The following is a 20,897-nucleotide window of genomic DNA, read 5'->3' on the forward strand; positions in this document are numbered from 1 at the left end:
AGGAGTTGGCGGGGCGGGCGCGTGGCCCGCCCCGGTTGGTCATCGGTCAAAACGGCGGGGCGTCGTCGCTGAATCCGGGCCGGCCGCCCTGCCCCCACGGGTCATCGCTCGGGGCCCCTCCGAACCCGCCCGGCTGCGGGGCCTGTGCGGGGCTGTAACCGCCCTGCGGAGCAGACGGGGCACCAAACCCGCCGCCACCCTGCCGCTGCGTCTTCGTCACCTTCGCGGTGGCGCTACGCAGAGCCGGGCCGACCTCTTCCACGTCGACCTCGAAGACGGTGCGCTTCTCGCCCTCGCGGGTCTCGAAGGACCGCTGCTTCAGACGGCCCTGCACGATGACGCGCATGCCACGCTGAAGGCTCTCCGCCACGTTCTCCGCGTACTGCCGCCAGACACTGCAGGTGAGGAACATGGACTCGCCGTCCTTCCACTCCCCCGACTGACGGTCGAAGGTGCGGGGCGTCGAGGCCACACGGAAGCTGGCGACCGCGGCTCCACTGTTAGTGAAGCGCAGTTCAGGGTCGTCGACGAGGTTGCCGACGAGCGTGATCTGGGTTTCGCCTGCCATGGATCGGCTCCGGTTCGAGATAGTTCGGATCAGGCGGTTCGCCTGGTCCCCGCATCATCCCTGTCGCCTAGGACAAAACGAACGGGCGGGGAACAGGGGGTCGGGCACCGAAGTGCCTAGTGAACCTCGGGACGCAGAACCTTGGTGCGGAGCACGGACTCGGCGATACCGAACTGCCGGTTGAGCTCCTTGACCGTCTCGGTCTTGGCGGTCAGGTCGATGACCGCGTAGATGCCCTCGGAGTTCTTGTCGATGTCGTAGGCGAGACGACGCTTGCCCCAGATCTCCGTCTTCTCGACCGAACCGCCGTCCTCGCGGACGACGTTCAGGAAGTTCTCCAGCGACGGGGCGACGGTGCGCTCGTCGAGGTTCGGGTCGAGGATGACCATGATTTCGTAACGACGCATAGGCGTACGTTCCTCCTCTGGACTGTCGCGGCCATGGAATCTCCATGGCAGGAGGGCAGGAGCCCGGGGTCTCACCTTCCCGATCTGACCGGGGGCGCACCACTCGGGCTCTGAGCCATACGGGAGTCAAGGTTACCAGCAGCCGAATACCACCCGGGATGCCTTGTGGATGCCGCCGGACACTCCCGATGTCGCATCGACGTTCGGGGAAACGAACGGGGCCGGTGCCCGAGGTCCTCCCTCGGGCACCGGCCCCGCGAACCGGCGGCGTACCGCCCGGTCGGCCCCGGCCTACTCCCTGGGCCTGATCAGGCTGTTGTTGGTGCCCTGGTTCTGCTGCTCGCCCTCACCGGGCGGCCCGGGCATCGTGGGCTCCTCTTCCTCGCAGTCGGGCAGGTACGGCCAGATACCGCACTCCTCCGGGTCCTCGGGCTGCTCGGTCTGCTCGCAGTCCGGTTCCAGAGGATCGCACTCCTCGGGGCTCTCCTCGGTCTCGCACGTGGGGTCCACCGGGTCGCACTCCGGCTCGCTGGGTTCCTCGCTCGGAGTCTCGCTGGGTTCCTCGCTCGGAGTCTCCTCCGGGCTGGGCGTGGGCAGGTAGCTCATCTCGTCACCGACCCACTGGGGTTCGGGGAACTGCTGGTGCTCCTGCCCCTCCATGGCGGTCTCCATGAAGGCCTTCCAGACCTTCGCGGAGGTGGTGCCACCGTAGACGTCACCGAGCTCGGCGCCGAAGTCGAGCGGCTGGGCCTCGGCCCGGCTCAGACCCACCGCGGCCGACAGTTGCGGGGTGTACCCCACGAACCAGGCCGAGACGGCGTCGGAGGAGGTACCGGTCTTGCCCGCCACGGGGCGACCGTCGTCCAGGGCCGCGTTACCGGCGCCGCCCTCCAGGACCGCCTGCTGCATGGCGTAGGTGGCGTCCGCGGCGACCGCCTGGCTGAGGACCTCCTTGCCGGCCTCGATCTCCTCCGAGTCGTCGGGGGTGAGGACCGTCCCGTCCGCGGTCTGCAGTTCGGTGACCATGTGGGCGGGGAAGTGCCGCCCCTCGGCCGCGAAGGTGGCGTACCCGCTGGCCATGTCGAGCGAGTTCACCTGGTGCGTGCCCAGGGCGATCAGCGGACCGACCGTGGACGTGGTCTGCCGGTCCGGGTGCACGCCCATCTCGACCGCGAGTTCGTCGACCCGGGACTCACCGACCTCGATGGCCAGTTCCACGAAGCTGGTGTTGACCGAGTCCGCGGTGGACTGGATGAGGTCGACCTCGCCGTAGTCGACGTCGCCGGAGTTGATCACCGGGCTGGCCAGTCCGGGGAACTCGCGTCCGCTGTCCCCGTTGAACCGACTGCGCAGACCGATGTTGTCGGACAGGGCCCGGGCCAGAACGTAGGGCTTGTAGGCCGAACCCGCCTGGGTCTGGTGGACCAGGGAGTTGTTGATCACCGTGGACACGTCGGGCCCACCGTTGAACGCGACGATCTGTCCGGTGGTGGGCTCCACCGCGGTGAGGCCGTGCATGGTGTCGTCGGCCGCGCTCTCGGGAAGGACGTTGAACGCCTCCTCGGCCGCGACCATCAGTTCGGGGTCGAGGGAGGTCTTGATGACCAGACCCTTGGTGGCGATGTCGGAACCGGTGATGCCCGAGCCCTCGTAACGCTGTTCGACCTCGTTGATCACGGCCTGGCGGACGTACCCCAACCTGGGATCGCCACTCGTCTCCTCGGGGTTGTAGTCGATCCGTTCGGGGATCTCCAGGGCCTCGGCCTCGGCCCGGGGAAGACCACGATCGCCGCCGGTCTCCTCGTGCATCAGCGCCAGCTGGTTCTGAACGTAGGGCCAGCGCTCGTCGTTGAGGTAGGTCTCGGTCCAGGAACCCTCTTCGGGGTTCTCGAAGTTGCTGGGCATCTGGATGATGAGGCCCAGGAAGGCGCCCTCGGCGCTGTCGAGCTCGCTCACGCTCTTGCCGAAGTACTCCTGGGCGGCCATCTCGATGCCGGAGGCGCCACGACCGAAGTAGATCGTGTTGAGGTAGATCGTGAGGATCTCGTCGTGCTCGACCTGCTGGCTGAGCTTGATCGAGATGAAGATCTCGCGGATCTTGCGGGTCAGCGGCTCTTCGCCCTGAAGGTCGTTGTAGTAGCCGCGGGCCATCTGCTGGGTGATGGTCGAACCACCACCGGCCTCGCCACGGGAGAGCAGGGCACGACCGATACCCATGATGTTGATGCCCGGGTCCTCGTAGAAGGTGCGCTGCTCGGCGGCGAGCACACCGTCGATGACCGTTTCCGGGATGTCGTCGCGCTGGACCGCGACGCGCTGGACGTCTCCGGTGGTGAGGGCGAGCTCGCCCTCCTCTTCCTCCCCGGCGCCGGCCCAGTAGATCTGGGTGGCGGACATCTGGTTCTCGGCGTTCTCGTCCAGCTCGTTGGCGTCGGGGGCCATGGAGTACAGGACCGCGAAGGTGGCCACACCGGCGATGAACATCAGACCGCAGAAGGCCAGGGCCGGCTTCCACGCCTTGGACATGAAGCGCTTGAACCAGTGGCGGTCGTCCGGCTCCTCCTCACGGGAACGCCGACGCCCACCACCACCGCCACGGCCTCCCGCGCCCCCGGCGGCTCTGGAGCCTCGGCCCGGAGCGCGACGGCCCTCGGAGCGGGAACCGTGTTCGCGTTCGCGGGGGTCACGAGGACCCGCCGCGGCTCTACGGCGACCACCGGCGCGCGGGTCGTCGGGACGACGACGGGGGCGGTCTCCGTCCTCGGGGCGGCGCCGCCTGCCCTCTTCCGGGCGGCGCGGACGCTCACCGTCCTCGGGGCGGCGGCGTCGTGCGCCTTCGGGGCGTTGGGGTCGGCCGCCTTCGGCGCGACGCCGTCCACCCTCGGGGCGCGGACGTCCTTCGGCGCGGGCCTCGGCCTCGGGCGGGCGCGGCCTACGCGGGGCGGCGTTGTCATCGCCTCCCCAGAAGCCTCCATCGTCCGCGGGCTCGGGACGGCGTCGTCCGCCGGCACGTTCTTCCCGGGGCGGGACGTCGGCCCTACGCCTTCCGCCGTCACCGCGCGGACCGTCGCCCGGGCCGTCGGCCCGGCGACGGCCGCCTTCGGCACTCCGTCGTCGTTCGGTACTCACGTGGTCCTCGATTGCCTCTCACGGCCGGTCGGCCTGACGATTCCTTGGTGGAAAGGGGGCTGTCCCCCTGGGGGATCGGTGATTCGCGACCTGTTCACGGTGTACCGGCGTGGTTCTGGGCCGGCTCAGCCTGGTTTCCACCGCTGTTGCCTGTCGTTCAAGGCTTGCTAAAGAGACGCCCAACCCCGGGCGCGGGTTTTCAACAGGTCGCGAAGACGTTGGCCGCTACTTCCTCCTGGTCGTTGGCCTGCGGGTGCGCATCCCCTGTTCAGCGGCCCTTTCAGGCCGATCTGAACGTCGCCGCGGCGGTGGCTCCGTTCGGGGGTTCTACCGGCCGCACACGCAAATCATGAGTCACGGTAGAGCGATCGAACGGTATTGCACAACCCACGCGCGAGGGTATCGCGCACTTCGCCCGACTTGTTGCGGCGCGTCGGTTTGGAGGCGTCGCCGCAGGTCACGGCTTCGACCATGGCCGACCCGACTTCTGTGACCGCGATCACCAAAGTGAGCAACCGTGGACATCGGCCCAGTTGGGAGCCGTGATGTGACATCGCCCCCGCGAGTTCCGCGGGACGGGAGGACCTTCTCCCGTTCACTGTGGGACATGAGACCCCTCTGGCGCCGCCTGACATGCGTTCTCACGATGAAAGCGAAGATAGAGTCATAGCAGACAAACCAGCCAGACAAGCACAGTTCGCCCTCGTAACCGACGGCCCTGAGGGGGAACAGAACCTTCGTGCGCGCTGCTGACCACATACGGAATACGGACGCAGGATGACGAGCCCCGGACCGCCGTCGGCGCGGGTCCGTCGCCATGCGCTGTGGAATCCATGTTCGCGAAGAAGAAGGAGCAAGGACCAATGGGTTCGGTACGTGTAGCCGTCGTGGGCGTCGGCAACTGTGCGGCGTCACTCGTCCAAGGCGTGCATTACTACAAGGACGCCGACCCGGAGTCCCGGGTTCCTGGCCTGATGCATGTCCGGTTCGGCCCGTACCACGTGCGCGACATCGAGTTCGTCGCCGCCTTCGACGTGGACGCCAAGAAGGTCGGCCACGACCTCGCCGACGCGATCGTCGCCAGTGAGAACAACACCATCAAGATCTGTGACGTCCCGCCGACCGGTGTGACCGTCATGCGCGGCCCGACCTACGACGGTCTGGGCATGTACTACCGCGAGACGATCCAGGAGTCCTCCGAGGACGCGGTGGACGTGGTCGCCGCCCTCAAGGCGAGCAAGGCCGACGTCCTGGTGTCCTACCTCCCCGTGGGCTCGGAGGAGGCCGACAAGTTCTACGCCCAGTGCGCCATCGACGCCGGCGTGGGCTTCGTCAACGCCCTTCCGGTGTTCATCGCCTCCGACCCCGAGTGGGCCGAGAAGTTCACCAAGGCCGGGGTGCCGATCGTCGGTGACGACATCAAGTCCCAGATCGGCGCGACCATCACCCACCGGGTGCTGTCCAAGCTGTTCGAGGACCGGGGCGTGGTCGTGGACCGCACCTACCAGCTGAACTTCGGCGGCAACATGGACTTCAAGAACATGTTGGAGCGCGAGCGCCTGGAGTCCAAGAAGATCTCCAAGACCCAGTCGGTCACCTCGCAGATCCCGCACGAGCTCAACGCCGGCGCGGTGCACATCGGCCCTTCGGACCACGTGCCGTGGCTGGACGACCGCAAGTGGGCGTACATCCGTTTGGAGGGGCGCGCGTTCGGTGACGTCCCGCTGAACCTGGAGTACAAGCTGGAGGTGTGGGACTCCCCCAACTCCGCCGGCATCATCATCGACGCGGTCCGCGCCACCAAGATCGCCATGGACCGCGGCATCGGTGGCCCGATCCTGGCTCCCTCCTCCTACTTCATGAAGTCGCCGCCGGAGCAGTACAGCGACGCCGAGGCCCACGACGCGGTGGAGCGCTTCATCGCGGGTGACGAGTAACCCGCGGGTCGCTCGGTCAGAGGCGGCGCCCGGGGCCGCAACGGCCCCGGGCGCCCCCATCCCCGGCCCCTCCCCCTCCTCGGGCACCGTCGGCTCTCCTATCCTTGACGGGTGTCCTTCTTCGGCGATCTGCGCGCGGTCCTCCAGGGATCCCGGTTCCGTCGGCTGTTCGGTACCCGGTTGGTCTCGCAGTTCTCCGACGGGATCTACCAGGCCGGGCTGGCCGGCTTCGTCTTCTTCAATCCCGAACAGCACACCGGTGCCGGAGAGGTCGCCGCGGCCTTCGCCGTGTTGCTCCTGCCCTTCTCCGTGGTCGCCCCGTTCGCCGGGGTTCTCATCGACCGGTGGCCCCGCCGTCAGGTCCTGTTCCTGTCGTCTGTGTTCAAGGCGGCCCTGGCCACGGTGACCGCGTTCCTGGTCGCCAACGGCGAAGGGCCCGCGTTCTTCGTCGCGGCGCTCCTGGTGTTGAGCGTCAACCGCTTCTTCCTCTCCGGGCTCTCCGCGGGACTGCCGTACGTGGTGTCCCGCGACAGGCTGATGATGGCCAACGCCGTCACGCCCACTTGTGGCACCGTCGCGAGCTCCCTCGGGACCGGTGTCGGTCTCGCCATCGGGATGATCGGCGGCGAGCAGGCCCTGGGCACCGGGGTGATCCTGTTCGTGGCCGCGTTGGGCTTCGCCGGGACCGCCCTGGTCTCGCTCACTCTGCGGTACCGAGAGCTGGGTCCGCACCTGGAACAGGAACCGGAGGAGGTCCGGGCCGCCCTCGGCAACGTGGTGCACGGCATGGTCTCCGGGGTCCGGCATATCTGGGAGCGCGTCCCGGCACGCGCCGCGCTGCTCACCATCGGCGGCCACCGGATCCTGTTCGGCATCTCCAGCCTGGTGACCCTGCTGCTGTACAACAACACCTTCACCGGGGGCGGTGTCGCCGGTCTGGCCGGGTTCTCCGTGTCCGCGGGGCTGCTCGCGCTCGGGTTCTTCCTGGGGGCCGTGGCCACGCCGTCGGCGACCTCGCGGATCGGGGCGAGCGCCTGGGTGGCCTCCCTGTTGGCGTCGGCGGCGGTGGCGCTGCTGGTGTTCGCGTTGCCCTTCTCCCCCGGGCTGTTCCCGGTGGCCGCGTTCGTGCTGGGCTTCGTCTCCCAGGGGGTGAAGGTCACCGTCGACACGTTGGTTCAACGACATGTCGACGACGCGTTCCGCGGTCGGGTCTTCTCCGTCTACGACGTGCTCTTCAACGCCACGTTCGTGCTGGGCGCGGCACTGGCCGCGGGGCTGGTCCCCCGCTCCGGGGTGAGCGTGCCCGTGATCACGGCGATGGTGCTGGCCTTCCTCGCGATGAGCTGGGTCTGGACCGCTCGGTCGCGCCGCTCGGCCGGTTCCGACGTGGAGCGTTCCACCTCCTGAAGTCGATCTGTCGACCCGTCGACTCGTCAATGAGTAGCCGAAGGGTCACTTAATGTAGTGTCCCCGCAGTGACTCATCGATGAGGAGATGGTGACCATGAGCGTCGGCCACGGACTCGGCAACCCCTCCAGCGCCTTCGGAGCGCGCGGGGTCACCAAGAGGATCGGGACGGTGCGCCGACAGCTCCCCACCCGTGGTGACCGGCTGCTCGATGTCGGCTGCGGGGACGGCACCTACACGGTGGAACTCTCCGAGGGGTACGTGAGGGTGGACGCGATCGACGTCGAACCCGCCCGCCTCGAAGACTTCGCCTCGCGCGTGGCCGGTACCGACCTGGAGGACCGGATCGGTCTGCACAAGATGTCGGCCGACGCGCTCGCCTTCGACTCCAACACCTTCGACCGGGTCACCGCGTTCGAGGTACTCGAACACCTCGACCACCTGGCGGAGAGCCTCGCCGAGATCCAGCGGGTGCTCAAGCCCGGTGGAGCCTTCTCGCTCACCACGCCCAACCGGTGGTTCCCGTTCGAGACGCACGGGGTCATGTGGGGGGAACGGCGTCGTTCCGCGCTGACCGCCCCGTTCCTGCCGTGGGTCCGTCCACTGCACGAGCGGATGTCGGACGCGCGGGCGTTCACCACCCAGGAGATGGGGCGCCTGTTGCGCGACGCGGGCCTGCGGGTGCGGGCCATCGACTACCTCATGCCGCCGTTCGACCGCCGGATGCGGGCCCTCCAGCCCGTCTCGGACGGCCTGGAGGGCACCCCGGCCCGGGTCTTCGGCATGGCGATGGTCGTCACCGCCGTCAAGCCGGGTCTCAACCCTTGAGGTGATCCGCCGCCCAGGAGCGCAGCTCCGCGGCGGCCTCCTCCTTGTCCATGGGGCCGTTCTCCAGGCGCAGTTCCAGCAGGAACCGGTAGGCCTTGCCGATCAGGGGTCCGGGCTTGACGTCGAGGATCTCCTGGATCTCGTTTCCGTCCAGGTCGGGGCGGATCTTGTCCAGTTCCTCCTGTTCGGCGAGTTCGGCGATGCGTCGCTCCATGTCGTCGTAGGACCGTGAGAGCGTCGCGGCCTTGCGCCGATTGCGGGTGGTGCAGTCGGCGCGTGTGAGGATGTGCAGCCGCTCCAGCTGATCACCGGCGTCACGGGCGTAGCGGCGCACGGCGGAGTCGGTCCACTCTCCCTTGCCGTAGCCATGGAAACGAAGGTGCAGCGCGACGAGGTGGCCGACCTGGGCGGTCACGTCCTTGGGGAAGCGCAGCGCGGTGAGTCGCTTACGGCTCATGGAGGCGCCCACCACCTCGTGATGGTGGAAGGTCACCCGGTTGCCGCCCTCGAAGGAACGGGTCTTGGGCTTGCCGATGTCGTGCAGCAGCGCGGCCAGGCGCAGCACGAGGTCGGGTTCGTGCCCACGGGACCGCTCCAGGTCCATGGCCTGGTCCAGGACCGTGAGCGAGTGTTCGTAGACGTCCTTGTGCCGGTGGTGCTCGTCGATCTCCAGGCGCATCTTGGGGATTTCCGGGAGCACGTGCTCGGCGATGCCCAGATCCACCATGAGTTCGATGCCCCGACGCGGGTTCGAACTGAGCATGAGTTTGGTGAGCTCGTCACGGACGCGTTCGGCGGAGACGATGGAGAGCCGGTCCGCCATGTTCCGGGCGGCCTCGGCCACCTCGGGGGCCAACCTGAAGCCGAGCTGGGCGGCGAAACGCACCGCTCGCATGATGCGCAGCGGGTCGTCGTTGAAGGAGTCCTCCGGGCGCCCCGGTGTGCGCAGGACCTTGTCCCGCAGGTCGGCCAGGCCGCCGAAGGGGTCAACGAACTCTGCGCTCGGCAGGCGCACCGCCATCGCGTTGACCGTGAAGTCACGGCGCAGCAGGTCGTCGTGGATGTCGGTGCCGTAGGACACCTCGGGCTTGCGGGACTTGGGAGAGTAGGCCTCGCTGCGGTAGGTGGTGATCTCCAGTTGGAGCCCCCTCTTGCGCAAACCCACCGTGCCGAACTCGATGCCGACGGTCCACACCGAGTCCGCCCAGCCGTCGACCAGCTTCAGGATCTGCTGGGGTACGGCGTCGGTGGTGAGGTCCACGTCGTTGGAGACACGCCCGAGGAGAGCGTCGCGCACCGGGCCGCCGACGATGGCGAGCTGTTGGTCGTGCGCGGCGAAACGATCCCCGAGATCCTCGGGGATCGGGCGGATCGAGTCGATCAACGCGGTGATCGCCGCCCGCTGCTCACCGGTCGGCTCGCTCACCGCGGGCCGGGTACGGGCGGTGTCGTTCTCACTCGAAAACTCTGTGTTCGGCACACCACGCAGATTAAGCGGCCGTGCGGGGTGACCGCGAATCGCCGACCTGCTCGCGCCGCCTCTGGCGCTCACCCCGCACCGGATGAAAGGCTGTCCCCGCCACGCGCCGGGCGAACGGGCGGACCAGAACCCGGGTTCGGTGGACACGGTATCTTCTGGTGGAGTGGTGGCCCGTCACTTTCGTCCTGCGGCCACCGGCCCCGCCTCACGCCGAGCGCGCCGCGCGGGCACCCCGATCCGTCCCCGCCCCGTCATTTCACGTTCCCGGCGGGACGGACCCCTGGCCCCGAATCAGGAAACCGGTCAAGCGTTGCGTCGAACTGCTTCCGCGGCCGCGGTCATGGCCATGACCGCCGCGCTGCTCCCGATCCCGGCCACGCTCTCACCCGTCTCGGCGGAACCTGAGAACGAGGAGTCGGTGCCTTCGCTCGTCGTGGACCGGATCACGCCGGACGCCATCGACGAGGACAGCACACTGCGCGTGTCCGGTGAGGTGACCAACGCCACCGACACCTCGGTCGAGGACGTCACCGTCCGGATCCGTTACTCGCGACACTCCTTCGACTCCCGCGAGGAGATGGACGAGTTCGCCACCGGTGAGGGCTGGCAACCCGACGCCGAGGGACCGGAGAAGGAGTTCAAGGGCGGGTTGGAGCCCGACCAGGGCCTGGAGTACTCGCTCAGCACCCCGGCGAAGGACCTCGACCTGGGGTCCTACGGCGTGTACCCCATGGTCGTGGAGGCTCTGGACGGCGACGGCGAACGGCTGGGCGCGCAGTACACCTTCCTCCCCTACACCGGGAAAGACGACGTCGACGAACTCGACCTGGCGTGGGTCTGGCCGCTGATGGACGAACCGCAGCGCGCCGACGACGACACCTTCCTGAGCGAGGACCTGCACTCGTCCGTGGCCGAGGAGGGGCGCCTGGGACGTCTCCTGGCCGCAGGAGCCCAGGTCCCCCTTTCCTTCGATCCCGGCGACGAGGACCTCGTCGAGGAGCTCGGGCTGGAGGAGGAAGGGCCCGAGGAGGACGAGCCCTCACCCGACGCCGAGAGCCCGACGGCCGAGGAGTCCCCGAGCGAGGCTTCCCCCGGCGATGAGCCCACCGGGGACGACGCCACCGCGGAGGAGTCCCCCTCCCCCGAGGCGAGCGCGTCCGCGGAGGACGGCGCCACGGAGGGCCCGCAGGCCCCCGAGGAGACCGAGGAGGACGCGGAGGGCGAGGTGGAGACCCCCGCACGGACCGAGGGTGTCCCCATCACCTGGGCGGTCGACCCCGGCACCATGGACGACGTCCTGCGCATCGCGACGGAGGAACACGACGTCCTGGAGGACCTGTTGGAGGTCCCCGGTGGGACCGAACCGGAACGCCACCAGCGCGCCGCCGACGTGCCCGCCCAGGTATGGCTGCGCGAGGCCCGCCGGGTCCTGCCCGCCGACACCGTCGTCACCACCCCGTACGCCAACGCCGACCTGGTCGCGCTACTGCGCAACGACCTGCACGTCGACGCCGACGCGTCCCTGACCCTGGCCCAGGAGGCGGTGCGCCGCTCCCTGGCGCTGGAGGCCGACACCGGGTACGCGTTCCCGGCCCGTGGTCTGATGGACGAGAACGTCCAACAGCTGTACTCCTCGCACGGAGCCCATCGATTCATCCTGCGTGAGTCCGCGATGCCCACCGCCTCCTGGCTCTCCACCACCCCCACCGCGCAGGCCCCTCTCACGGCCGCTGAGGACGACGAGGAGGACCCGTTCGCCCTGGTCGCCGACGCGGGCCTGACCGAGGTGCTGTCCATGCCCTCGCACGGCCCCGGTGAGTCCGCCCTGGCCTTGCAGCGGTTCGCCGCGGAGACCGCGATGATCGCCGGTGAGGACGTCCGCGGCGACCGTGTCGTGGTGGCCGCTCCCCCGGCCGGTTGGGACCCCAGCACGGAACTGGCATCCGGTGTCCTCGAAGCCACCGAGGACCTGCCGTGGCTCTCCGCCGAACGTCTGGACGAGATCGAGCCGACCGCTCAGGACGACCGGGAGGAGACCCGGTCGGGTCTGCGTTACCCGGACCGGGCCGCCGAACAGGAGCTCGGCTCCGGCTACCTCGGCGAGGTCGAGGACGTGAGTCGGGACGTGCGCCTGTTCAACAGCATCCTCGTCGGGGACAGCGACCCCTTCCGTCCGGCCATCGTGCGTCTGGAGTCGGTGTACTGGCGTGAGCGCGAGGCCCGGGCCGGGGCGACCCGTTCGGTGGTCGGTCAGTCGGTGCAGGAGCGGATGCAGGACGTACGGGTCATTCCGGGCGAACCGGTGACCCTGGCCAGCAGCACCGGGATCACCGGTGTACTCGTCGCCAACGACCTGGAGGACGAGTCGGTCTACGTTCACCTGTCGATCTACTCGGAGAACTCCGAGCGGCTCGGCATCGGCACCTACACGTCGGACTTCCAGATCGCCCCGGGTGCCAAGACGACCGTCTACGTCCCGCTGTCGGCGAGAATCAACGGGACCACCGCGGTCCACGTGAGCCTGCAGAACTCCAACGGTGAGCCGATCAGCCCTCAGGACACCGTGATCCAGGTGAACGCCACGGGTCTGGGTACTCAGGCGCTGCTCATCAGCGGGATCGGGCTGCTGATCCTGATCGCGGCCCTGGCCCCGAGGGCACTGCGCAAATGGGCTCGCCGACAGGCCGCCAAGGCCAACGCGGCCGAGGGCGGCGTCACCGGCGGCGACGAGGACGACGAGACCGAAGAGGAACCGAGCGACGGCGAGGACGCGAAGTCCGAGCAGGACGCGAAGGACACCGATTCCGAGGACACGTCCCGCTCCGAGGACACATCCGGGTCCGAGGACGAGTCCGTCCCCGAGGACACCGGACCCGGTGAGGACCGGTCGAATGACGGCGACACCCGCACGTGAAGCCCGAAGCCGTGTCGACGAGATGACGGGGCGACATGACGACATGTCGCCCCGTCGACCTGTTCCCTTGTCCACACGTCACCACGCCCGCACCCCTCACGAGGCTCCGGCCCCCGGAGTCGCGGCTCGATACCTCCGATGAAAGGAACCCTGATCCACGGTGGTCACCGAATCCCCTAACGGCGACGAACAACCCCCTCGTTACGCGCCGAGGCACAGCAAGCACTCCGACGGGTCCCTCCCCGGCGACAGCGCGATCCGGCCCTACTCGGGCCCCGCACCCTCCTACGAAGAGGGTGAGTTCCCCGAGTCAACGGACGTCCCACGCGACCCCGCACCCGACGCCGAACCCGTGGCGGACAAACCTGCGGCGGACGAGGGTTCCGGCGGCATGATGCGCTCCAGCGCGATCATGGCCGTGGGCACCATGGCCTCCCGTCTGACCGGCTTCGCTCGGACCATCGTGCTGGCCGCGGCCATCGGCACCCACCTGCTCGGTGACGCCTACCACACGGCGCACACGATCCCCTTCATCCTGAACGACCTGCTCATCGGCGGCCTGATGGCCTCCGTGGTCATCCCGTTCCTGGTCAAGCGCCGCAAGAACGACCTGGACGGTGGCAAGGCCACCGAGGACCGCCTGTTCACCTCGATGGTGCTGGCACTGCTGGTGGTGACCACGGTCGCGATCCTGGCCGCCGAGGCCCTGATCTGGCTGTACGGGTCCCGGTTCACCCCGCTGCAGTTCGAGGCGTCCGTCTACCTGGCGCGTTTCCTGCTCTCACAGATCTTCTTCGTGGGACTGAGCGGTCTGCTCAGCGCCATGCTCAACACCCGGAACAAGTTCGGCGCCGCCGTATGGGCTCCGGTGCTGAACAACGTCATCATCATGGGCGTGGCCGGGCTGTTCCTGGTCGTGGCCGGGCCCGGGAAGACCCCCGACACGGTCACCGGCCCCGAGCTGACCCTGCTGGGCGCGGGTACGGCGGCGGGCATGGCCATGCAGGCCCTGGTCCTGTTCATCGCCCTGTCCCGCACCGGTTACCGGTGGCGTCCCCGCCTCGACCTGCGCGGATCCGGGCTCGGCGAGGCGCTTCGCACCGCCGGCTGGATGATGCTCTACACCCTGCTCACCCAGGCCGGGCTGTGGATCACCACCAACATCGCCAACGCCGCCAACGTCGCGAGCATCGAAGAGGGCCTGGACGTGGGTGCGGGCATCAGCGCCTACAACCTGGCCTACCAGCTCTTCCAGCTGCCCTACGCGATCATCGCGGTCTCGCTGATCACCGTGCTCCTGCCCCGTATGAGCGCGCACGCCGACGACCGGAACTGGGACGCGGTCCGCTCGGACTTCTCCCGCACCCTGAGGATCTCCGCCTTCGTGTTGGTGCCGACCGCCTTCGCGGTCGCGCTGTTCGCCGAGCCGCTGTCCGTCCTGGCCTTCGCCCGCGGGTCGGTCTCGGTGGCCGACGCGTCCGCCATCGGCCAGATCCTCGCGGTGATGTCGCTGGGTCTGGTGCCGTTCACGGTCTTCCAGCTGATGCTGCGCGTCTTCTTCGCCATGGGGGACACCAGGACCCCCGCCCTCATCGGTGGCGCGAACCTCGCCGTGCACAGCGCGTTGGCTCTGGTCGCCTACCTGCTGCTGCCGCCGAACATGGTCGTGGTGGGCGTCGCCGCGGGCTTCATGCTGTCGTTCCTGTCCGGTCTGACCATCGCCGGTCAGGTGATCAGTCGTCGTATCGGGGGACTTGACGGAAAGCATGTGATTGGCACATTGTTGCGGCTGCACCTGGCCGTCATCCCCAGCATCGCGGTGGGCTTCGGTGTGCTCTGGTTCTTCGACGCCTACGTCGGTCCCGGCCTGTTCACCTACGTCGGCGCTCCCCTGGTGGGTTGCGTCGCCGGTGCCCTGCTCTTCCTCGTGTGCGCGCGCGTGCTGCGCGTGCCCGAACTGAGCGCCGCGGTGGAACTGATCCGCGGTCGGCTGCGTCGTTGATGTTCGCCCCCTCGTTCCGGCCCCGCACCCGCCGGCCCACGAACCCGTAGCCGCACCCAGCCAGAAAAGGAACGCCCGACGGTGTCCAGCGACAACCCCCGTCAGTACGCCGACGGTTCCGAGAACGGACCCGCGGACCCTCCGAAGCAACGTCCCGGTCGTCAGATGGTGATGCCCGGGGACGTGCTCGACGCGTACGAACGTTCAGAGCCACAGGGTGAGCCCGAAACCGGTCTGAAGACCCTCCGGGATCCGAGCGAGATCGGCGACGTGGGTACCGCGGACCGCGCCGGCCTGGAGGACGGCGACGAGATCGGTGGTTCGTCCCACACCGGCCCGGGCAACATCGCCAAGTCGACCGCGATCATGGCGATCGGCACTATCGCCTCACGTGTGACCGGCTTCGTCCGGACCATCGTCCTGGCCGCGGCGATCGGTACCCAGCTGCTGGGCGACGCCTACCAGACCGCGGGCATGGTCCCGTACATGATCTACGACCTGCTCATCGGCGGGTTGTTGGCCAGTGTGTTCGTGCCGTTCCTGGTCAAGCGGCGCAAGAACGACCAGGACGGTGGCGACAAGACCGAACAGCGTCTGGTCACCCTGATGCTGCTCGGTCTGTTCGTGCTGACCCTGATCTCGGTACTGATCGCCGAGTGGTTCATCAGGATCTACGCGGGCGGGTTCGGCGGGGCACAGTACGAGGTCTCGGTGATCCTCGCCCGGTACCTGGTGCTGCAGATCTTCTTCATCGGCGCCAGCGGTCTGGCCAGCGCGATGCTGAACGCACGGAACAAGTTCGGCGCCCCCATGTGGGCCCCGGTGCTGAACAACGTCGTGATCATCGGTATCTGCCTGTGGTTCCTGAGCATCGCAGGCCCGGGTCGAACCCCGGAGACCATCACGCAGAGCGAGATCGCGCTGCTGGGTCTGGGGACCTCGCTGGGCCAGGTCGTGCAGGCCGCCGTGCTGATCTGGGCGCTGTTCGCGGCGGGCTTCCGCTGGCGGCCGCGTCTGGACCTGCGTGGTTCGGGTCTGGGCGAGGCCGCCGGCGCCGCCTCCTGGATGATGCTGTACATCGTGGTCGCTCAGGTGGGAGCCCTCGTCTCCACCAACGTCGCCACGCGGGCCGGCGCGATGTCGGCGGAACTGGGTTACGACAGTGGATCGGGTATCGCGGCCTACAAGTTCGCCTCGATGCTGTTCCAACTTCCGTACGCGATCATCGCGGTCTCGGTGATCACGGCGTTGCTTCCCCGCATGAGCGAACACGTCGCGGCCGGGCGCAAGGACCAGGTCCGCAGTGACTTCTCCCGGGGCTTTCGTCTCTCCTCCGTGCTGATCGTGCCGATCGCGGTGGCGATGATCGTCTTCGCCGTCCCGTTCTGCGTGATGATCTACGCGCAGGGCAGCACGAGCGCCGAGGACGCCGCGGCCATCGGTCGGATCCTGATGGTCTTCTGCGTGATGTTGATCCCGTTCACGCTGTTCCAGCTGCAGATGCGTGTCTTCTACGCGCTGGGCGACACCCGTACGCCCGCTCTGGTGGCGATCCCCTCGGAGATCACGCACGCGATCACCGGGGTCGGCCTGCTGTTCGTGTTCGCGGAGACCCCGCAGCACATCGTGGTGTGGCTGCCGGTCCCCTACGGTCTGTACTACATCGTGGGCTCGGCGATCATGTGGTACCTCCTCCACAAGCGCCTCAACGGCCTGGACGGACGTCGCACCGTGGTCACCTTGTTCAAGCTGCACGTGGCCACCGTCCCCGCGGCGCTCTTCGGCATCCTGATGATCGTGGTCTTCAACGGTCTGCCCGGTGATCTGTGGCCGGCTCTCTCGTCGATGGTGGCCGGAGGACTGGTGGGTGCCGTACTGTTCGTGGTCGCGGCCAAGTTCCTCAATGTGACCGAAGTCACATCGTTCCTGGATTTGCTCAAGACACGGCTGCGACGCCGCTGATCACCTGGAATGGATGACCTTGGGTAGTCGGACACGAATACGTCCAGGAAGGTGGATGGGTAATCAATGTCCTCCAAAGAGGCTGTTCACGCGTCCTAGCATGGACAGACACCGCTTTACCGCTAGAGCATCGTTTATCCGAGCTGCCCGAAGGGAGGCTGGGGACAGCAGACAGGGCCGACCCCCTCGTGTGAGCCCGTATGGGAACCACGCGACTCAGCGGCACTGGCACCCGTCACTCCCATCATGAGCACCTTCCTGATCGAACCCGGGGCGAAGCTGGCCAACCGCTACCGACTCGACCACGTGGTGAGCGAGACCGGTGGTGCGACCCGGTGGAAAGCCACCGACGAGACGCTGGCGCGTCCGGTCGCGGTATGGACCTTCGCCGACGGTTTCCCCCGAACGTCAGAGGTCGTACGCGCCGCCAGGGCCACCAGCCGTGTGCCCGACGCACGCGTGACCCAGGTCTTCGACGCCGACGACACCTCACCCGTCCCCTACGTGGTCGAGGAGTGGGTCATCGGCTCCTCCCTGGCCGAACTGCTCCAGCAGGGCCCCATGGAGCCCGAACGCGCCGCGGGCCTGGTCGCCGAGGCCGCCGAGGCCATCGCCGCCGCCCACGCCAACGGCCTTCACCACCTGTGCCTGTCCCCCGGCAAGCTCATGTGGAGCAGCGGCGGAGCGGTCAAGGTCACCGGTATCGGGGTGGACGCCGCGCTGCTGGGCAGCAACGTCCCACAACCCGGCGCCGTCGACGCCCAGGGACTGGGCAACCTGCTGTACGCGGCCCTCACCGGTTACTGGCCGGGCGGACCACAGAGCGGCCTGCCCGGCGCCCCCCAGGGACCGATGGGCCCCTACCCTCCCGGTCAACTGCGTCAGGGCATCAGCGAACAGCTCGCCACCATCACCACCCGCGCGGCCCTGCCGCAGCTGGCCGGACAGATGGTGCCGGGTCCGCCCATCTCCACCCCCGCGGAGTTCTGCGCGGCCCTGGCCGAGGTCCCCCGTCTCATCCCCCTGCCCGTGGCCCCTGCGGAGGCGGTCCCCCCGCCCGAGCCGGGCACCTCCCGGCGCACAGGTGAGTTCGACACCACCACCGGCCCCCGTCGCAGTGCCCGGAACGGTTCCACAGCCGCGCGTTCGAGCGGTTCCCGTCCCCCGGCGAACTCGCGGATGGAGCAACGCACCTCCCGTGACCGGGGAACATCGACCAAGCGCCTGCTCATCGGTGCCGTCGCCGTCCTGTTGTTCGCCGGTGTGGTCGCGGGCGCCTGGACACTCGGCACGAACCTGCGTTCGGGCGCCGAGGAAGAGGCCGACCCCACCGCGGACGAGACCGAGGACGCCGTCGACAGCGCCGAACTGGAGGTGCTCACCATCGCCGGATCCGACGGGTTCGACCCACTGGGCGACGGCAGCGAACACGGGGCCAACGCGGGGCTCGCGCACGACGGCGACCCGAGCACCCAGTGGAACACCGAGGGATACAGGGACCCGATGGGTACCGAGAAGGCCGGCGTCGGCCTGCTCATCGACCTTGGTTCGGCCAAGGAGGTCCACGAGCTCGACCTCCTCACGCCCGAAAAGGACTTCGGCATGCAGATCCGGGTCGGTGACGACATCTCCGCCACGGAACCGGCGGCCCTCGATTCCGCCCTTCCCGTCGCCTGGGAGGGCTCCGTCAACGGCTCGGAGACGGTGCGGCTCGAAGAGAGCGTGACCGGACAGTACGTCGTGGTCTGGTTCACCGATCTGCCCATGGACGGCGACCGCTACCGTGGAAGCGTCAACGAGGTCGAGGTACGCGGACTCTAGTTCTCTCTAGTCGTGGGGTATGTGATCAGCGCTGATGGAAGCGGCCCAGGAGCTCCCTGACAAGGAGCTGTTGTCCAGGCACGCTCAGGGTGACGAACAGGCGTTCGCGGTACTTGTTCGCCGACACCGTGAGCGCCTCTGGGCTGTCGCCATCCGGATGATGCAGGACCCCGAGGAGGCCTCCGACGCCCTCCAGGACGCCTTTCTGTCGGCCTTCCGCGCCGCGGATCGTTTCCGTGGCGAGTCCCAGGTCACCACCTGGCTGCACCGGATCGTGGTGAACGCGTGCCACGATCGACTCCGGCGCAGGAAGGTCCGGCCGGCCACCCCCACCGAGGACGAGACGCTCGACGTCATCTCCAACGACCGGCTCGGTCGGACCGGCGGCGCCCCCGACCACGCCTCCCAGACCGAGTCCCGCCTGGACGTACACGCCGCCCTCGAACAGCTGCCGTTGGACCAGCGCATGGCACTGACCCTGGTGGACATGCTCGGGTACCGGGTCGACGAGGCCGCCGAAATCCTCGAAGTCGCCACCGGCACGGTCAAGAGCAGGTGTGCTCGAGGTCGCGCCAAACTACTTCCTTCCCTGGCTCATCTAAGGAACCCTGGGTCTTCCCAGGACGTCACATCTGGGAGAGGAGGTGCCAACCCATCGTGACGTCCCATCCTGAGGTGGAGGCACTCGCCTTCTTCGCCGAGGACCTTCTGGAGCCCGACGAGGAACGCTCTGTGGCCGACCACATCGAGACCTGCGCCGTCTGCGCCACCACCATCGACGAACTCGCCGGGGTCACCCGCGCGCTCGCCGATGTCCCGGCGCCCACGATGCCGCAGGACGTCGCCGACCTCCTCGATGGTCGGATCTGCGAGGCCGTCTCGGAACGCTCGGCCGCGGACCGCCCCGCCGGGGGTCGCGACACCACAAGACCGACGGAATCGGGTGCGCCCGCGTCAGTCACCCCGATCAACCGGAAACGACGCGGTTTCGGTCTGCCCAAGCTCCTCATGGTGGCCGCCGCGTCGGTGTTCGTCATCGGTGCCGGTACCGCGGTGGTCGGAAACCTGATGACCGACGAACCCGGTACGGGGGCGGCTTCCCAACTGTCGGAGGACTCCGCGACCGAGGGCGCCCCGGACACCGCACGGTCCTACTCCGCGGAGGGTGTGGCCAGCGGCACCGTCTACACCGAGGAGGACTTCACGACGCAGGCCTCGGCGGTCCTGGAGCGGACCGAGGACGACGACGGCATGGGCGTCGAATCGGAGGAATCGGAGACGTTGCCCCAGGGGGCGCAGGAATGCGTGGCCCACGTGGAGGCGTCCACCGACTCCCACGTCACCTTGGTCGACGACGCCCGCTGGGAAGGTCCCGAGGGTACCGACCGCGTCTGGGTCCTGTTCACCCGGGACGGCGATGGTGTCGGAGTGCTCGTGGTCGACCCGATCTGCGCCCGCGGCGGTGACCTGGACTCGGCCCTCCTCGCCGAGGGAGGCCTCTAGCGGGCTACCGCCGAGCGGGTCCGCCTTCTCCGGGGCGGACGAGGCCGCTCTCGTAGGCGACCACCACCAGACCCACCCGGTCCCGCACCCCGAGCTTGGCCAGTAGTCGACCGACGTGGGTACGTGCCGTGGCCGGGCTGAGGTGGAGCTCGGCGCCGATCTCCTGATTGGACATGCCCCGACCGACGAGGGTGAGGACCTCGCGTTCCCGGTCGGTGACGCCGGCCAGGCGCTCACCCGCGTTCGGCGGGGGCTCCACCCGGGCCAGGCGCTCGACGACCCTACGGGTCACCCCCGGGGACAGCAGGGCGTCCCCGGCGGCGACAGTACGGACCGCCTCGCGCAACTCCCGGGGGCCGGCGTCCTTGAGGAGGAACCCCGCGGCTCCCAGGCGCAGCGCGCCGAACACGTTGTCGTCCTCCCCGAAGGTGGTGAGGACCACCACCCGGGTGTCGACATGTCGGCGCCCCGACGTGTCGACACGTCGACGTTCCAGTTCCCGCAGCACACCCGGTCCGTCCACCGCGGGCATCTGCAGGTCGAGCAGTAGAACGTCCGGGCGGAAACGATCGATTTCGACCAGTGCCTCACGCCCGTCGGAGGCCTCCGACACCACCTCGATGTCGCCGTCCCGTTCCAGCAGCGCCCGCACCCCGGCCCGGACCAGCGGTTGGTCGTCGGCCAACAGCACCCGGATCACACGCCACCCCCGACCGGCAGACGAACACCGACCCGGAAACCACCGGCGGGCACCGCCTCGAACTCCACGGTCCCGTCCGCCATGCGCACCCGTTCCCGCATCCCGGTCAACCCACTGCCCTCCCGCACCGGCACCTCCACGCCCCTCCCGTCGTCGGTCACCGTGACGACGAGTCCATCCTCGTAACGTTCCAGGAACACCGTGGCACGCCGGGCCCTCGCGTGCCGCAACGTGTTGGT

15 protein-coding genes are annotated in these 20,897 nt (G+C 68.5%); 9 read left to right on the forward strand and 6 right to left on the reverse strand.

What is annotated here, in order from left to right; translation table 11 throughout:
- Window positions 1-46: 46 nt before the first annotated feature.
- The 3 genes from K8V84_RS21755 to K8V84_RS21765 form a co-directional block, all read right to left on the reverse strand.
- The gene (locus K8V84_RS21755; RefSeq protein ID WP_304078044.1) at window positions 47-568 is read right to left on the reverse strand and encodes a single-stranded DNA-binding protein; all 522 of its coding nucleotides are present in this window, start codon (window positions 566-568) and stop codon (window positions 47-49) included.
- A gap of 116 nt (window positions 569-684) precedes the next feature.
- Entirely contained in the window at window positions 685-975 is a 291-nt protein-coding gene (gene rpsF, locus K8V84_RS21760; protein WP_304078046.1) for a 30S ribosomal protein S6, read from the reverse strand.
- A 291-nt stretch (window positions 976-1,266) separates the two neighbouring features.
- Window positions 1,267-4,104: a transglycosylase domain-containing protein gene (locus K8V84_RS21765; protein ID WP_304078048.1), complete on the reverse strand. Its 2,838-nt coding sequence runs from the start codon at window positions 4,102-4,104 to the stop codon at window positions 1,267-1,269.
- Window positions 4,105-4,967: 863 nt separating this feature from the next.
- Here K8V84_RS21765 and K8V84_RS21770 point away from each other — a divergent pair.
- The 3 genes from K8V84_RS21770 (at window position 4,968) to K8V84_RS21780 (ending at window position 8,276) form a co-directional block, all read left to right on the forward strand.
- Entirely contained in the window at window positions 4,968-6,041 is a 1,074-nt protein-coding gene (locus tag K8V84_RS21770) for an inositol-3-phosphate synthase (RefSeq protein WP_304078051.1), read from the forward strand.
- A gap of 111 nt (window positions 6,042-6,152) precedes the next feature.
- Window positions 6,153-7,448 carry an MFS transporter gene (locus K8V84_RS21775; protein ID WP_304078053.1) on the forward strand — a complete coding sequence of 432 codons (1,296 nt, stop codon included), beginning with the start codon at window positions 6,153-6,155 and terminating at the stop codon, window positions 7,446-7,448.
- A 96-nt stretch (window positions 7,449-7,544) separates the two neighbouring features.
- Entirely contained in the window at window positions 7,545-8,276 is a 732-nt protein-coding gene (locus K8V84_RS21780) for a bifunctional 2-polyprenyl-6-hydroxyphenol methylase/3-demethylubiquinol 3-O-methyltransferase UbiG (protein ID WP_304078054.1), read from the forward strand.
- On the opposite strand, the gene K8V84_RS21785 is transcribed toward K8V84_RS21780, so the two are convergent.
- Window positions 8,266-9,756: a CCA tRNA nucleotidyltransferase gene (locus K8V84_RS21785; protein WP_304078057.1), complete on the reverse strand. Its 1,491-nt coding sequence runs from the start codon at window positions 9,754-9,756 to the stop codon at window positions 8,266-8,268. The two genes, K8V84_RS21780 and K8V84_RS21785, sit on opposite strands and share 11 nt — an antisense overlap.
- A 310-nt stretch (window positions 9,757-10,066) precedes the next feature.
- On the opposite strand from K8V84_RS21785, the gene K8V84_RS21790 reads away from it, so the two are divergent.
- From K8V84_RS21790 to K8V84_RS21815, 6 genes are all read left to right on the forward strand, one after another.
- Window positions 10,067-12,670, forward strand: a complete 2,604-nt coding sequence (locus K8V84_RS21790) for a DUF6049 family protein (protein ID WP_304078059.1) — start codon at window positions 10,067-10,069, stop codon at window positions 12,668-12,670.
- A gap of 160 nt (window positions 12,671-12,830) precedes the next feature.
- Window positions 12,831-14,672: a murein biosynthesis integral membrane protein MurJ gene (gene murJ, locus K8V84_RS21795; protein WP_304078061.1), complete on the forward strand. Its 1,842-nt coding sequence runs from the start codon at window positions 12,831-12,833 to the stop codon at window positions 14,670-14,672.
- A 165-nt stretch (window positions 14,673-14,837) separates the two neighbouring features.
- Window positions 14,838-16,634 (forward strand): murein biosynthesis integral membrane protein MurJ, encoded by a 1,797-nt coding sequence (gene murJ / locus K8V84_RS21800; RefSeq protein WP_304078073.1) that lies wholly within the window; start codon window positions 14,838-14,840, stop codon window positions 16,632-16,634.
- Between the two features lie 246 nt (window positions 16,635-16,880).
- Complete coding sequence (locus K8V84_RS21805) at window positions 16,881-18,455, forward strand: protein kinase family protein (protein WP_304078064.1); 1,575 nt, start codon at window positions 16,881-16,883, stop codon at window positions 18,453-18,455.
- Between the two features lie 34 nt (window positions 18,456-18,489).
- Window positions 18,490-19,116: an RNA polymerase sigma factor SigM gene (sigM, locus tag K8V84_RS21810; RefSeq protein ID WP_304078067.1), complete on the forward strand. Its 627-nt coding sequence runs from the start codon at window positions 18,490-18,492 to the stop codon at window positions 19,114-19,116.
- Window positions 19,113-19,958 carry an anti-sigma factor gene (locus tag K8V84_RS21815; protein ID WP_304078068.1) on the forward strand — a complete coding sequence of 282 codons (846 nt, stop codon included), beginning with the start codon at window positions 19,113-19,115 and terminating at the stop codon, window positions 19,956-19,958. The genes sigM and K8V84_RS21815 overlap by 4 nt, the downstream gene beginning before the upstream one ends.
- Before the next feature lie 4 nt (window positions 19,959-19,962).
- Here the strand turns inward: K8V84_RS21815 and K8V84_RS21820 are convergent, their stop codons facing one another.
- A complete protein-coding gene (locus K8V84_RS21820) occupies window positions 19,963-20,658 on the reverse strand; it encodes a response regulator transcription factor (RefSeq protein WP_304078070.1) in 696 nt (231 codons plus the stop codon).
- Window positions 20,655-20,897: sensor histidine kinase (locus tag K8V84_RS21825; RefSeq protein WP_369696651.1), on the reverse strand; the 243-nt coding region annotated here is incomplete at its 5' end. The genes K8V84_RS21825 and K8V84_RS21820, both read right to left, overlap by 4 nt.

It is taken from the genome of Nocardiopsis listeri, from assembly GCF_020741345.1.
GTDB lineage: Bacteria > Actinomycetota > Actinomycetes > Streptosporangiales > Streptosporangiaceae > Nocardiopsis > Nocardiopsis listeri_A.

Bases quoted from the DNA above. Each gene is read 5' to 3' on its own strand.
- K8V84_RS21755 (WP_304078044.1), bottom strand. From the start codon at position 568: ATGGCAGGCGAAACCCAGATCACGCTCGTCGGCAACCTCGTCGACGAC.
- rpsF (WP_304078046.1), bottom strand. From the start codon at position 975: ATGCGTCGTTACGAAATCATGGTCATCCTCGACCCGAACCTCGACGAG.
- K8V84_RS21770 (WP_304078051.1), top strand. From the start codon at position 4,968: ATGGGTTCGGTACGTGTAGCCGTCGTGGGCGTCGGCAACTGTGCGGCG.
- K8V84_RS21780 (WP_304078054.1), top strand. From the start codon at position 7,545: ATGAGCGTCGGCCACGGACTCGGCAACCCCTCCAGCGCCTTCGGAGCG.
- murJ (WP_304078073.1), top strand. From the start codon at position 14,838: ATGGTGATGCCCGGGGACGTGCTCGACGCGTACGAACGTTCAGAGCCA.
- K8V84_RS21805 (WP_304078064.1), top strand. From the start codon at position 16,881: ATGAGCACCTTCCTGATCGAACCCGGGGCGAAGCTGGCCAACCGCTAC.
- sigM (WP_304078067.1), top strand. From the start codon at position 18,490: ATGGAAGCGGCCCAGGAGCTCCCTGACAAGGAGCTGTTGTCCAGGCAC.